11 protein-coding genes are annotated in these 13808 nt (G+C 65.7%); 7 read left to right on the top strand and 4 right to left on the bottom strand.

The window, feature by feature from the left end:
• The first annotated feature begins 1 nt into the window (after position 1).
• Together HS053_RS00865 and HS053_RS00860 are read left to right on the top strand one after the other, a co-directional pair.
• A complete protein-coding gene (locus tag HS053_RS00865; RefSeq protein WP_174209294.1) occupies positions 2-2425 on the top strand; it encodes a hypothetical protein in 2424 nt (807 codons plus the stop codon).
• Positions 2419-3243, top strand: a complete 825-nt coding sequence (locus HS053_RS00860; protein WP_174209293.1) for a glycosyltransferase — start codon at positions 2419-2421, stop codon at positions 3241-3243. The genes HS053_RS00865 and HS053_RS00860 overlap by 7 nt, the downstream gene beginning before the upstream one ends.
• 55 nt (positions 3244-3298) lie before the next feature.
• Here the strand turns inward: HS053_RS00860 and HS053_RS00855 are convergent, their stop codons facing one another.
• Positions 3299-4087 (bottom strand): exodeoxyribonuclease III, encoded by a 789-nt coding sequence (locus tag HS053_RS00855; protein WP_174209292.1) that lies wholly within the window; start codon positions 4085-4087, stop codon positions 3299-3301.
• A gap of 285 nt (positions 4088-4372) precedes the next feature.
• Here HS053_RS00855 and HS053_RS00850 point away from each other — a divergent pair, with 285 nt between their 5' ends.
• The gene (locus HS053_RS00850; protein WP_174209291.1) at positions 4373-5581 is read left to right on the top strand and encodes an MFS transporter; all 1209 of its coding nucleotides are present in this window, start codon (positions 4373-4375) and stop codon (positions 5579-5581) included.
• Positions 5582-5738: 157 nt separating this feature from the next.
• On the opposite strand, the gene HS053_RS00845 is transcribed toward HS053_RS00850, so the two are convergent.
• Entirely contained in the window at positions 5739-6425 is a 687-nt protein-coding gene (locus HS053_RS00845; protein WP_174209290.1) for a response regulator transcription factor, read from the bottom strand.
• A 167-nt stretch (positions 6426-6592) separates the two neighbouring features.
• Between HS053_RS00845 and ribA the strand changes: the two genes are divergently transcribed.
• The 3 genes from ribA to HS053_RS00830 are packed head-to-tail and all read left to right on the top strand — an operon-like array spanning position 6593 to position 10099.
• The gene (gene ribA, locus HS053_RS00840; RefSeq protein ID WP_174209289.1) at positions 6593-7678 is read left to right on the top strand and encodes a GTP cyclohydrolase II; all 1086 of its coding nucleotides are present in this window, start codon (positions 6593-6595) and stop codon (positions 7676-7678) included.
• Positions 7675-8205: a L,D-transpeptidase family protein gene (locus tag HS053_RS00835; RefSeq protein ID WP_174209288.1), complete on the top strand. Its 531-nt coding sequence runs from the start codon at positions 7675-7677 to the stop codon at positions 8203-8205. Before ribA ends, HS053_RS00835 begins: the two co-directional genes overlap by 4 nt.
• Before the next feature lie 28 nt (positions 8206-8233).
• Positions 8234-10099, top strand: a complete 1866-nt coding sequence (locus HS053_RS00830) for an alpha-amylase family protein (protein WP_174209287.1) — start codon at positions 8234-8236, stop codon at positions 10097-10099.
• A 20-nt stretch (positions 10100-10119) separates the two neighbouring features.
• Here HS053_RS00830 and HS053_RS00825 read toward each other — a convergent pair whose 3' ends face one another.
• Both HS053_RS00825 and HS053_RS00820 read right to left on the bottom strand, forming a co-directional pair.
• Positions 10120-10773 carry a YggS family pyridoxal phosphate-dependent enzyme gene (locus HS053_RS00825; RefSeq protein ID WP_174209286.1) on the bottom strand — a complete coding sequence of 218 codons (654 nt, stop codon included), beginning with the start codon at positions 10771-10773 and terminating at the stop codon, positions 10120-10122.
• 91 nt (positions 10774-10864) lie between these two features.
• On the bottom strand, positions 10865-11707 hold the full coding sequence (locus HS053_RS00820; protein WP_174209285.1) for a porin: 843 nt from the start codon (positions 11705-11707) through the stop codon (positions 10865-10867).
• A 234-nt stretch (positions 11708-11941) separates the two neighbouring features.
• Here HS053_RS00820 and HS053_RS00815 point away from each other — a divergent pair, with 234 nt between their 5' ends.
• Positions 11942-13762, top strand: a complete 1821-nt coding sequence (locus tag HS053_RS00815; protein ID WP_174209284.1) for a tetratricopeptide repeat-containing sulfotransferase family protein — start codon at positions 11942-11944, stop codon at positions 13760-13762.
• Positions 13763-13808 lie beyond the last annotated feature (46 nt).

The raw sequence follows: 13808 nt of genomic DNA, 5'->3' as shown, positions 1-13808 counted from the left end.
GATGTCGCTGTTTTCGCTGTTGTTCGAGGTGTTGTTCGTCGGGCACAGCCTGATCGGCCCCACCCTGCCCGAACTGGTCGAGGCGGCGCTGGACCGACACCAGCCGACCGTGGTTGAGGTGCAACTGATCAATGGCGCCTCGCTGGCCTTCAACTGGGATCATTCGGTGGAGGCCGAGGGCGTGGATGCCCGCGCCCGGCTGGCCAACCGCCCAGCCGATGTGCTGATCCTGACCGAAGCGCAGCCGGTCAGCGACCCGCGCGGCCATGCGGGCAGCGCCGAGGCGGCGGCCCGCTTTGCCACGCTGGCGGCCAAGACCAACCCCGAGGTGCGCGTTTTTCTTTATGAGACATGGCCTGCACGGGGTGAAGGGGCGGATTGGCTGGCAGGCTGGACCGCGGCCATCGCCGCCGACCTGCCGGCATGGGAAGGCATCGCCGAGATGGCCAGCGCGCATGGCGTGCCTGTCGCGGTGATTCCCGCCGGTCAGGGTATGGCGCGGCTGGCGGCGGCGATGCAGGCGGGCCAGGTGCCGGGGCTGCCCGACCCTGCCGCCCTGCTGTCCGACGATATTCACCCCAGCGGCAAGGCATTGTATTTCCTCGCCATGGTGCAGGTGGCGACCATCACCGGCCAGTCGCCCGAAGGACTGCCCGCGCGGCTGACCCGGGCCTGGCCTTCGCGCGATGCCGCGATCACCGCGGAACAGGCGCAGGCGATGCAGCGCATCGCATGGGAGGTCGTCTCTGCCTATCGCCCCGCTGGGGCGCCGGTGCCTGCCGCCGCCGGACCCGAGACGCCAGAAAACCAGCCCGCTGTGGCCGAAGTGCCGGCCGCCGCCCCGGCGCCACTGGCCACCTTCCCGCCGGTGACAAATCCGAACCTTGCGCTTGGCCTCTCCTCCGTCACCGACTGGTCGGTGCAGCAGCCCTTCCTTGACCTGATGAAAACCGCGCGGCCATGGGTTGGCCATCTGCCCGGCCAATGGGGCGGGTGGGAGCATGACCAGCTTGCCGAAGGTGGCTATCTGGATGCCGAGGGCTGGCCCAAGGCCCTTCCGCCCGAGGTGACGGGCCTGTCCACCCTGATCCTGACCGACCTGCCGCCCGAAGCGGCGGGCGTCGCCGGACGCTATGTTCTGACATGGGAGGGGGACGGCGCCCTGCGGGTTGAAGGGCGGGCAGCGGTGGTCAGCGCGACGCCGGGACGCATCCTGTTCGACTATACCCCCGGCGAAGGCACCGTCCTTCTGACCATCGGCCGCACGGCCCCGGCAGACCCGATCCGCCACATCCGCGTGGTGCGCGAAGACCGGGCGGCGCTGTTGGAAAGCGGGGCGATCTTCAACCCCGACTGGCTGGCGCGCATCCGGGGGGTGAAGATGCTGCGGTTCATGGATTGGGGCATGACCAATGACAGCCGCCTTGTGACGGCTGCCGACCGGCCCCGGCCATCCGATTACACATGGGCCCGCATCGGTGTTCCGGTCGAGGTGATGGTGGCGCTGACCAACGAACTGGACGCGGATGCCTGGTTCGCCGTGCCGCATCTGGCCGATGACACGCTGGTGCGCGACATGGCCGGGGTGGCCAAGGGGCTGGAACCCGGACGGCGGGCTTGGGTGGAATATTCGAATGAGGTCTGGAACTGGCAATTCGCCCAGGCCCGCTGGGCCGAGGAGCAGGGCCGCGCCCGCTGGGGTCAGGATCAGACCTGGGTGCAATTCTATGCCCTGCGCGCCAGCGAGGTTGCCGCCATCTGGGCAGAGGTCTTTGCCGATCCGGCCCGGCTGGTGCGGGTGATCTCGGTGCAGACCGGCTGGCTGGGGCTGGAAGAGGCGATCCTGAACGCGCCACTGGTGATGGCCGAAGGGCGCCCGGCCCCGGTGGACAGTTTTGATGCCTATGCCGTGACCGGCTATTTCTCGGCCATGCTGGGCAGCGAGGGCAAGGCGCCCGTGGTGCGCGACTGGCTGGCACAAAGCCGCGCGGCAGACTCGGCGGTGCCCTATGCGCTGGCCAACCGGCTGGCGGCACAGGAATTGCGTGACGGCTCGGTCACCGGCGATCCGACCGACACGCTGGCCACACTTCTGACCGAAACGCTGCCCTATCATGCGGCAGTGGCCGCCGATCATGGGTTGAAACTGGTGATGTATGAGGGCGGCAGCCATGTGGTGGGCTATGGTCCGGTGATGGAGGATGCCGAACTGACCGATTTCTTCGTGCAACTGAACGCCGCGCCCGAGATGGGGGCCCTGTATGAAACCCTGTTGGCCGGATGGTCCGCCATGACGGATGCCCCGTTCAATTCCTTTGGCGATGTCTACCGGCCCGGGAAATGGGGAAGCTGGGGCGCATTGCGGCATCTGGGCGACGACACGCCGCGCTGGCGGGTGCTGTCGCGGGGCTGCGCGGCATGTTGAGCTTGATCATCCCCGCCTCGAATGAAGAGGGGTATATCGGGGCCTGTCTTGCCGCCCTGATCGCCTCTGATCCGGTGCCCGGCGGGGCCGAGGTGGTGGTGGTCGCCAACGGCTGCCGCGACGCCACCGCAGCGCGGGCACGCGATTGGCAGGAACGTGCCGCAGAGGCAGGATGGCGCCTGACGGTGCTGGAGCTTGCGGCGGGTGGCAAGCCCGGGGCGCTGAACGCGGGCGATGCGGCGGCGGCGGGCGATCTGCGCGCCTATCTCGATGCCGATGTGATCGTCTCGCCCCCCTTGATGGCGGAACTGGTGGCGGCGCTGGTGGGGCAAGCCCCCCGATATGCCACCGGCACCGCCCGCATTCCCCCTGCGCAAAGTGCGGTGACCCGGGCCTATGCCCGCTTCTGGCAGCGTCTGCCCTTTGCCCGGTCAACCGCGCCGGGCTATGGGCTTTTTGCCGTCAATGCGGCGGGACGGGCGCGCTGGGGGGCGTTTCCCGGCATCATTTCGGACGATACCTTTGTGCGGCTGCAGTTTGACCCGGCAGAGCGGGTGCAGACCCCGGCCCGCTATGACTGGCCGATGATCGAAGGTTTTGCCGCCCTGACCCGGGTGCGGCGGCGGCAGGATGCTGGGGTGGCCGAGATTGCCCGGCGCTTTCCGGGCCTGCTTGACCGCGAGGGCAAGGCACCGCTTGGCAAGGGGCAGCTTGCACTTCTGGCGCTGCGCGACCCGTTGGGTTTTGGCGCCTATGCCGCCGTCTCGCTGGCGGTAAGGCTGGGCAAGGGTCCGTCCGTCTGGACACGCGGGCGCTAACGCCGATTTCTTCAAAGAAATCGGGCGGAGTTCTGAAAAACTCCGCTCTCGGGTGTCAGAGGTCAAACGTGGCAAAGACCGGGGCGTGGTCGCTGGGCTGGGTCCAGCCGCGCACATGGCGCAGGATGCGGCTGCCATGGGCGGCAGCGCTGATATCGGGGGTGGCCCAGATATGGTCCAGCCGGCGGCCCTTGTCGGCGCTGTCCCAATCGGGGCTGCGATAGGACCACCAACTGTAAAGCAGCCCCTGCGGGATGTCCTGCCGGGTGACATCCACCCAAGCCCCCGCCTCTTGCGCGTCGTGCAGATGCTGCACCTCGATCGGGGTGTGGCTGACGATCTTGAGCAGCGCCTTGTGGTTCCAGACATCGTCTTCGCGCGGCGCGATGTTCAGATCGCCCACCAGAATCGAGCGTTCCGGTCGGTCGGCGCGGAAAGCATCCCGCATGTCGGTCAGGAAATCGAGCTTCTGGCCGAATTTCACATTCTGCTCGCGGTCAGGAATGTCGCCCCCGGCGGGCACATAGCAGTTGTGGATCACGACGCCGTTTTCCAGACGCGCAGCCACATGACGGGCATGACCCAGCTTGGCGTAATCCCTGTCGCCCGCATCGGTGATGGGCAGCTTGGACAGGATGGCCACGCCGTTATAGCCCTTTTGCCCGCGCGCAACCATGTGGGTATAACCAAGGGCGCGGAACTGCTCCATCGGGATGCTCTCGACCGGGCTTTTGCATTCCTGCAGGCAAAGGATATCCGGGGTTTCCTCGGCCATGAGCTGCGCCACCAGCGCCTCGCGCAGGCGAACCGAATTGATGTTCCAGGTGGCAAGGGTAAAGGCCATGGGCGCGCTCCGCTAAGACTGAGCGGCCAGACTAGTCGCTTGGCCCTGACGTCTCAATCGGCAAAGAGGTGTCCGAGGGCAAAGAAAGGCCCGGTCCATCGGGGGCCGGGCCAAAGTCCAACAGGGAGGTGTCCCATGCATACCACGGAATCCCGCCCCGCCGAATTGCCTGTGTTCAGATAAGCGGAAACCATGGTTTTTCGGTCACAACCCCGGATTGTGGCGCCTGACCAAAGCCCGGCCAGCCCCTTGACGGCCCGAAAGGCCCGCGCCAATCATGCCGCCATGACCGAAGCGCCCCTGTTCCGCGAGCGGAATTTTCGTTTCCTGTTCACCGCTTCGGCCTTCACCAATCTGGGCGATGGCATCCTTGCGGTAGCCTTGCCTTGGGCCGCCACGCTGATGACGGACAATCCGCTGCTGATCGGGCTGGTGGCCACGGCACGGCAATTGCCCTGGCTTTTGCTGTCGCTGCCCGCCGGGGTGATGACCGACCGTTTCGACCGCCGCCGGGTGATCCTGGCCTGCGACGGGCTTCGGCTGATGCTGGCGCTGGGGCTGGTGGGGCTGATGCTGTCGGGTGCGGGCGGGGTCTGGGCGCTGATTGCGCTGACCTTTGCGCTGGGTTCGGCCGAGGTGCTGCGCGACAACACCGCGCAAACCATGCTGCCGCAAGTGGTGGGCACTGCGCGGCTGGAAAAGGCGAACGGGCTGATCTGGACGACGGAGCAACTGGGCGGGCAGTTCCTTGGCCCGCCGCTGGCCGGGCTGCTGATCGTGCTGTCCATTGCGCTGCCCTTCGGCTTTCAGGCGGGGATGCTGGCGCTGGCGCTGCTGCTGGTCGCGCGGATGGTGTTGCAGCCGGTTGCGCTTGGGCCACGGCAGGCGTTCTGGCCCGCCCTGCGCGAAGGGATGGTCTGGCTTTGGCAGCACGCCACGTTGAGGCGGCTGGCCTTTGTGCTGGGCGCCTTCAACTTCTTTGGCAGCATGGTCTGGGCGGTGATGGTGCTTTACGGCCAACGTGTGCTGGGGCTGGACGCGGCGGGCTATGGCGCGATGCTGTCGGTTCTGGCGGCGGGCGGGCTGGCGGGCAGCCTGCTGGGCCCGGCGCTGATCGCACGGATCGGGCCGACGGCGGCGCTGTTTCTGGGCATGGCTGGCTTTGGCACCTCTTGCCTTGTGCTGGCGGTCAGCTCTTCGGTGATGCTGACCACGATTGCCCTGACCATAGAGGCGTTTTCGGCGCTGATCTGGAACATCGCCACGGTCAGCTACCGGCAGCGGCATATTCCGGGCCCGCTTCTGGGCCGGGTGAACTCTGCCTATCGGTTCTTCGGCACGGGCACCAACCCGATGGGCGCCTTTGCCGGTGGGGCCATCGTGGCGGCGGCGGCCCCGCTGGGGCAAACCGCGCTGCACCTGCCCTATGCCATCGCCTTTGCCGGAACGGTGGGGATGATCGCCTATGCAGCCTTCCGGCTGCGGTTGGATTGAAAAAAAGGCCGGGCACAAGGCCCGGCCAGGTCCAACAGGGAGGTGCCGTGTCATAACCCCGACACGGCAAGGGGAACCTTCGGGCCTTGCGACCGTAACCCGAATATAGGAACCGATTCGGGCGGCAATAAGGCCCCAAGCGGCATTTTGTTTCCGATTACGCCACCAGCTTGTAACCGCCATTCTCGGTCACCAGCAGGCGCGCGTTCGACGGATCAGCCTCGATCTTTTGCCGCAGCCGGTAGATGTGGGTTTCCAGCGTATGCGTGGTCACCCCGGCGTTATAACCCCAGACCTCGTGCAGCAGCACATCACGCGCCACCACGCCCGACTGCGCCCGGTAGAGGAACTTGAGGATATTGGTCTCTTTCTCGGTCAGGCGCACCTTCTTGTCCTTGGCATCGACCAGCATCTTTTGCGCGGGCTTGAAGGTATAGGGGCCAAGCTGAAAGATCGCGTCTTCGGACTGTTCATGCTGGCGCAACTGCGCGCGAATGCGGGCCAGCAGGACCGGAAACTTGAAGGGCTTGGTCACATAGTCATTGGCGCCCGCGTCCAGACCCAGAATGGTGTCGGCATCGGTGTCATGGCCGGTCAGCATCAGCACAGGGCATTTCACCCCGACCTTGCGCATCCGGCGGCACAGCTCGCGCCCATCGGTGTCGGGCAGGCCGACATCAAGGATCACCAGATCGTAAAGCCCCGCCTTGGCCTTTTCCATGCCCTCGGCGCCAGTGCGGGCCTCGAACACGTCGAAATCCTCGGTCATCACCAATTGCTCGGACAATGCCTCGCGCAGATCGTCGTCGTCATCGACCAGCAGAATTTTCCGCAACGTTGCCATATCGGGCCTCCATTCCGTGCAGCCTCTCTTGGCCGCGTGAACCGCATCTGAGCGTGAAACACCCTGCCGACAAGATTTGCTGCAAAAGCCTCACGCGGTCGTGTCGCAGCGCGGCGGAATGTTTCAATTCCGTCACCTTGGGCCTATGTAGGGCGCAGGAGATGCCCATGACACTTGCCCCAACCCAGACCGAAAAACTCGCCCGTGCCCGGGGTGACCTGCGGCTTGGCCTGCCGATCGTGCTGGCGGGCGGAGGGCATGCGATCATCGCGGCGGCGGTGGAAACGCTGTCGTCCGACCGGCTCATGGCGCTGCGGGGGCTTGGGCCGCTGGTGCTGGCGCTGACGGCGCGGCGGGCGGAAACGCTGAAGGCCCGCGCCTATGACGGCGATGTCGCCCGCATCGCGGTACCCGAGACGGTGGGGCTGGAATGGCTGGGCGCGGTGGCCGATCCGGCGGACGATCTGCGGGTGCCGATGAAGGGGCCGCTCGCCTCGCACCGCACAGGTGAGGCTGGGTTGCACCGCGCGGCGATCCAGCTTGCCAAGGCGGCACAGCTTTTGCCCGCCGTCCTGACCGTCGATCTGGCCGAGGGGCTGGCCTTTGCCGCAGAGCAGGGGCTGACTTTTCTGACGCTGGCCGATTGCAGCGATCTTTTCCGTCTTGCCCCCCTGGAAGAGGTGATTGCCGCCCGCCTGCCGATGGTGGCCAGCAATGCCGGCCGCGTGCATGTCTTTCGCCCCGATGATGGCAGTTCGGAACATTATGCCATCGAGATCGGCCGTCCCGACCGCGACCAGCCGGTGCTGGCGCGGCTGCATTCGGCCTGTTTCACCGGCGATGTTCTGGGCAGCCTGAAATGCGACTGCGGCCCGCAGTTGCGCGCCGCACTGGCCCAGATGGGCGACGAGGGGGCGGGGGTTCTGCTTTACCTCAACCAAGAGGGGCGCGGCATCGGCCTTGCCAACAAGATGCGCGCCTATTCGTTGCAGGATCAGGGCTTTGACACGGTCGAGGCGAACCACCGTCTTGGTTTTGAGGATGACGAGCGGGATTTCCGCATCGGCGCCGAGATTCTGAAACGGATGGGATTTTCGTCGGTCCGGTTGCTGACCAACAACCCGCGCAAACTGGCCATGATGGAAAGCTGCGGCGTGCATGTGGCCGAGCGGGTGCCGCTGAAAGTGGGCGAGACGGCACAGAACGCGGGCTATCTGGCCACCAAGGCCGCCAAATCAGGGCACCTGCTGTGAGCCCCGCCGATCTGGTGGTCACGCCCACCGGCCTGCGCTTTGCCGGGCGGCATTTTGCCTGCACCCTTGGGCGCGGCGGCGTGATTTCCGCGGCAGACAAGCGCGAAGGCGATGGCGCAACCCCCACAGGCGCGCACCGGATCGTCGGGATGCTCTATCGCCCCGACCGGATGGTGCGGCCCGCCAATTGGGCGGTGCCGATCGGGCCGGGCGATCTGTGGTCGGATGACGCGCGTGACCCCGACTATAACCTGATGGTGCGCAAGCCGCATGGTTTCGGGCATGAGGCGCTGCGGCGGGCGGACCCGCTTTACGATCTGGTGCTGATCACCGACTGGAACTGGCCGCAGGCGGTGCCGGGACGCGGTTCGGCCATCTTCATCCATCGCTGGCGGCGACCGGGTTACCCCACGGCGGGCTGTGTCGCGCTGGCCCCGGAAAGCCTCTTGTGGATCGCCCGCCGCCTGCAACCCGGCGCGCGGCTTCTGGTTGCTGAAAATCTTCCCAAAGCGCTTCGGTTCCGCTAACCTGTTTCCGCTAACGGGAGGAAGCACAATGGCCGGATCATCCACACCTGACGAGGTGGTTTTCGACATGCGCCGCAAACGGTCGGCGCCCGATCTCTGGCCGATGCTGGAGGCGCTTTACGGCAGCCACCCCGGATATGATAGCTTCCGCGACGACCTTGAAGCGGCGCTGGCCGCAGGCTGGAAGGCCCGGCCCGTCGACCTCAAGCGGCTGGATTTGCAGCGGGATATTGAACCCGATTGGTTCCAGCGGCCCAATATGGCCGGCTATGTCTTTTACATCGACCGCTTTGCCGGAACGCTGAACGGGGTGCTGGACAAGATCGGCTATCTCGAAGACCTCGGCATTTCCTATGTCCATTTCATGCCCTGCCTGAAGCCCCGCCCGGGCGATTCGGATGGCGGCTATTCCGTGATGGATTATGGCGCCATCAACCCTGCGCTCGGCACGATGAAAGACTTCAAAGCGGTATCAACTGCCTTGCGGCAGCGCGGCATTTCGATCTGCGTCGATCTGGTGCTGAATCACACCGCCAAGGAACATGACTGGGCGGAAAAGGCCCGAGCGGGTGACCCGGCCTATCAGGACTATTACCTGATGTTCGACACGCCCGACCTGCCCCGCCAATATGAACAGACGCTGGTCGAGGTCTTCCCCGACAACGCCCCCGGCAATTTCACCCATTACCCCGAGATCGGCAAATGGGTCTGGACCACCTTCAACGAACATCAATGGGATCTGAACTGGGCCAATCCCCGGGTGTTCCTTGAGATCGTGAAGGTCATGCTGAACCTCGCCAATCAGGGCGCCGATGTGCTGCGGCTGGATGCCGTGGCCTTCATGTGGAAGCGGATGGGCACCCGCTGTCAGTCGGAGCCCGAGGTTCACATGATCCTGCAGGCCCTGCGCGCCTGTTGCCGCATCGCCTGCCCCGCGCTGATTCATCTGGAAGAGGCCATCGTCAGCCCGCAGGAAATGCTGCCCTATCTGGGCCGCGGTAAACACGACGGCAAGGAAGGCAATCTGGCCTATCACAACAGCCTGATGGTGCAGTTCTGGGGCGCGCTGGCCACCCGGGATGCCCGGCTGATGGCGCATGTGCTGGGCAGCCACTTTCCCGACCGGCTGACCAATGCGACCTATGCCACCTATATCCGTTGCCACGACGATATCGGCTGGGCGATCACCGATGAGGATGCGGCGGCGCTGCACATGAACGGGCCGGCACATCGCGCCTATCTTTCGGCCTTTTATGAGGGCAGTTTCCCCGGCTCTTTCGCCGCCGGAGCGCCGTTTCAGGTGAATGAGGCGACGGGGGACAAGCGGATTTCCGGCAGCTTTGCCGCGCTGGCCGGGCTGGAAAAGGCGCGCACCCCGGATGAGGTGGAGGCGGCGGTGCAACGCATTCTGCTCGGCCACGCGCTGATCGCGGGGTTTGGCGGTATCCCCCTGATCTATATGGGCGACGAGTTGGCGATGGGGAATGACCACGGCTATCTGGACGTGCCCGAACATGCCCATGACAGCCGCTGGCTGCACCGGCCCCGGATGGATTGGGCGCTTGCCACTGCGACCGAGGGGGTTTCGGCGCGGGTGTTGCAGGGGGTGAAAACCATCCTTGCGCGGCGGCGGGCGACCGAAGGGTTGCACGCCGCGCATCCGCAGCGGGTGCTGCCCTGCCCGCGCAATCCGGTGCTGGCCTTGCAGCGGCTGGCACCGACCGGGACAATTCTGGGCCTGTATAACTTCTCGGAACATTGGCAGCAGGTGCCGGGGCGCTGGCTGCGCGATCATGGCCTGCTCGAGGGCTATGACGCCTTGTCAGATGCCAACGTGACCCTGCATGACGACCAGCTTGCCCTGCCGCCGTTCGGCAGGGTGTGGCTGCGGTAGGATGGGCAATATTGCCCATCCTACTGAACGCTGCGGGCCCCGAAAATCGCGCTGCCGACGCGAACATGGGTGGCGCCCTGGGCGATAGCTGCCTCAAAATCGCCGCTCATGCCCATCGACAGGCCGGTCAGGCCGTTGCGGGCGGCCATTTCGGCGAGTTGCACAAAATGCGGCGTTGACGCCTCACCCTCGGGCGGAATGCACATCAGGCCGTGAACCGGCAGGTCCATCGCGCGGACGGTGGCAACAAAGGCATCCAGATCGGCGGGCAGAACGCCGGCCTTTTGCGGCTCTTCCCCGGTGTTGACCTGCACGAAAAGCTGCGGGCAGGCGCCCCGGGCCTGTGCAAGCCGGGCCAGTTTTTCGGCCAGCGCGGGGCGGTCAAGGCTGTGGATGGCGTCAAACAACTCGACCGCCGCTTTGGCCTTGTTGGTTTGCAGGGGGCCGATCAGATGCACCGAGACCGGGCCAAATTCGGCGCGGAAGGCGGGCCATTTCGCCTGCGCCTCTTGAACGTAATTCTCGCCGAACAGGCGATGCCCGGCTGCCAGCACGTCGCGCACGCGGGCGTCGGGCTGCACCTTGGATACGGCGATCAGGTGGACGGAGCCGGGGCTGCGGCCTGCGCGCAGGCTGGCCTCAAGGCAACGGCGGGTGATATCGGTGTAAGACATGGCGGCCTCCTGCCGGGCACTTGGCCACAGGAGGCACAAAAAGAAAAGAGCGGGCGCAAGGCCCGCTCTCTCTTGCTCAAATCCCGAAGGATTAGAACGACATCGTGATACCGATGTCGGCGATCGAGTCGTCGCCGTCCGAGACGATACCGCCCTTGACAGCAGCGCCGCCGCCCAGGTCGTAGGTAGCGCCCAGACCGAAGACTTCCGGAGCATCGTGGTAGAAGGCGGTGATGGTCGCAGCGCCAGCCACATAGTCAACCGACAGAGCGAAGTCGGTGTCGGCGAGGTGGTCGGAGTCCAGAACCACGGCCTTGACGGTCGCAGCGCCGAAGGTGGCCGAGCCGCCCAGCGAGATGGTCTGGTCATCGAAGCCGAAGCCTTCGTCTTCGTAGCCCAGGGCCACCGAGAACGCGTCGGTCGAGTACTTCACGGCCACCGAGTAGGCGTCCGAACCCAGCTGGCCAGCGCCCAGGGCGAAGGTCACAGCGCCGGTGCTGTATTCATACAGCATGGCGGTCTTCGGGTCGCTGCCGAAGTAGCCGACTTCGTTGTACGAACCCAGATCGGTGAAGCCAACGGCCGAAACCTGACCAACCAGAGCCTGAGCGGCCGAGTCGACGTCGCCGAAGGTCAGCTTGCCGAAAGCGCCCGAGATGTAGACGGTCGAGTCATCGTTCGTCAGTTCGCTATTGCCGAAGGGCGCACCATTGCTGTTGCCGCCGAACTGGTCAGCGCGCATCGAGGCGCCGAACGACAGGCCGCCGTCGGTTTCACCCGAAGCGGTGAAGACGATACGAACGCGCGACGAGAAGTAGGTGTCGTCGCCGTCATAGATCAGACCCATGCGGGCCGAGCCCGACACGGCAACTTCAGCAGCGGCGAAGCCAGCCGAAGCGGCCAGGATGCTCGTCGCGAGAAGAACCTTTTTCATGTTTTCCCTCTTTCCTCAAGGTCAAGCCCACCGCAGGGGAATCCGCGGGGGAATGGATGGTATTTCGCGCCACGGGCCGACGATTGCAACTTCGACAGTCCGCCGCCGGAAACTACGGCCCGCGATGGTGCAGCAATGCCACAGTCACGCCAGACGCCCCGCAGCCTTGCCCCGCGCCCCAGCCGGGGCTATTCACGCGCAGGCCCGCTCAACGAATACACTGAGGAATATCTGATGAGTTCTGCCGTTGACCGCGCGATCCGCGATGCGAAAACCGCCCTTCGCGCCGGGCAGGGCCGGGCCGCGCGGCGGACCCTGCTGGACATGCTGGAACGGTTTCCGGCCAATCCGCGCCTGCAAAATGAGCTTGCCGGCCTGGCAACCACGCTCTCGGGCCTGCCCGCGCGGGGCTTTGGCCCGGCACATGTCAAGCGGATCGTCGCCATGCTGGGCGCCGGAGCGATTGCCGAGGCCATAGAAGAGATGGTGGCGCTGGCGCTGCTGAACCCGGCCAACCCGATGGCGCGCAATGTTCTGGGGCGGCTTTATCTGGATGCCGGGGTGCCGCAGGCCGCGCTGCCGCATCTGATCACCGCGGCCCATGCCGATCCGGCCTTTCGGGAGGCGCAGGTCAATCTTGCCACCGCCTATCTGCAACTGGGCCGTGCCGCCGAGGCGGTTGCCCCGCTTGAGGCGGTCCTGCGGGCGCATCCCGACTTTGTTCCGGCGCTGGACATGCTGGGCCGGGTGCTGGTGACGTTGGAACGCGGGCGCGAGGCGATTGCGCCGTTCCGCCGCCTGCTGGCGCTGCAACCCGGCGACCCGGAGGTGCTGCTCAGTCTGACCAATGCCCTGAATGCCGCGCAGGAAACCACCGAAGCGGCAGAGATTCTGCACGGGCTGGTGGCGCGCGATCCGGCCAACCACCGCGCGCTGAACAACCTTGCCAATATTGAACTGGCCGAGGGCCGCCTGACCGAAGCCGAAGCCCATGCCCGCGCCGCCATCGCGGCATCGCCGCTGACTGCGGCGGGCAATGCCTATTACAACCTTGGCCGGATCATCACCTTTGCCGAAGGCGACCCGGCGATTGCCGCGATGCAGGCCCTTGCCGTGCGCAAGGAAACCATGCCGCCGGACGAACAGGTGGCGCTGATGTTCGCGCTGTCCAAGGCGCTTGAGGATATCGGCGCGGTGGACGACAGTTTCGCCGCACTGGCCGAGGGCAACCGGCTGAAACGCGCGACATTGAACTATAGTCTGGATCAGGACCGCGCCCTCTTGGGCGATCTGCGCCACCGCTTTGCCGCCGCCGTGCCGGGCCTGAACCCCGCCGATCTGCCACCGCCGCCGGTGGTGCCGATCTTTGTCGTGGGCATGATGCGGTCAGGCACCACGTTGACCGAGCAGATCATCTCGGCCCATTCGCAGGTGCATGGCGCGGGCGAGTTGCGGTTTCTGGGCGGTGCGGCGGGCCCCGAGATGGCCGCGCAGGACGGCCCGCTGGACCCGGCGGCACTGCTGCGCATCCGCCAGAGCTATCTTGCCGAACTGGCGGCACTGGCGGGCGGGGCGTCCTATGCGGTGGACAAGCTGCCGGCGAATTTCCGCTTTATCGGGCTGATCCGCAAGGCGCTGCCCGAGGCGCGGATCGTGCATCTGCGGCGCGATCCGGTGGCGGTGTGCTGGTCGAACTACAAGACCTATTTCAACGCGCAAAACATCGGCTACGCCTGGGACTTGCAGGAAGTGGCGGGATATTACCGGCTTTATGAAGACTTCATGGCGCAGATGGATGCCGATTATCCGGGGCAGATCCTGACCGTGGATTATGCCGCGCTGACCGAAACGCCCGAGCCGGTGATCCGCGGCATCCTCGATTTCTGCGGGCTGCCGTTCGAAGAGGCGTGTCTGCGGCCGCAGGAAAACACCCGTGCGGTGCGCACGGCCAGCGTGCGTCAGGTGCGCAGCGGCATCTACAAGGGATCAAACAGCAAATGGCGCGGCTTCGAGGCGCATATGGGACCGCTTCTGCAGGCACTGGCCCAGCCATGATCCACGTTTGGGGAAAAGCCTTGGCACGCAATGGCGGCTCGGCTAG

The sequence above is a fragment of the Tabrizicola fusiformis genome (assembly GCF_013328815.1).
In the GTDB taxonomy this organism is placed as follows: domain Bacteria; phylum Pseudomonadota; class Alphaproteobacteria; order Rhodobacterales; family Rhodobacteraceae; genus Fuscibacter.
The sequence above is the reverse complement of the archived record's forward strand: the minus strand, read 5'-3'. Positions and strand labels throughout refer to the sequence as shown.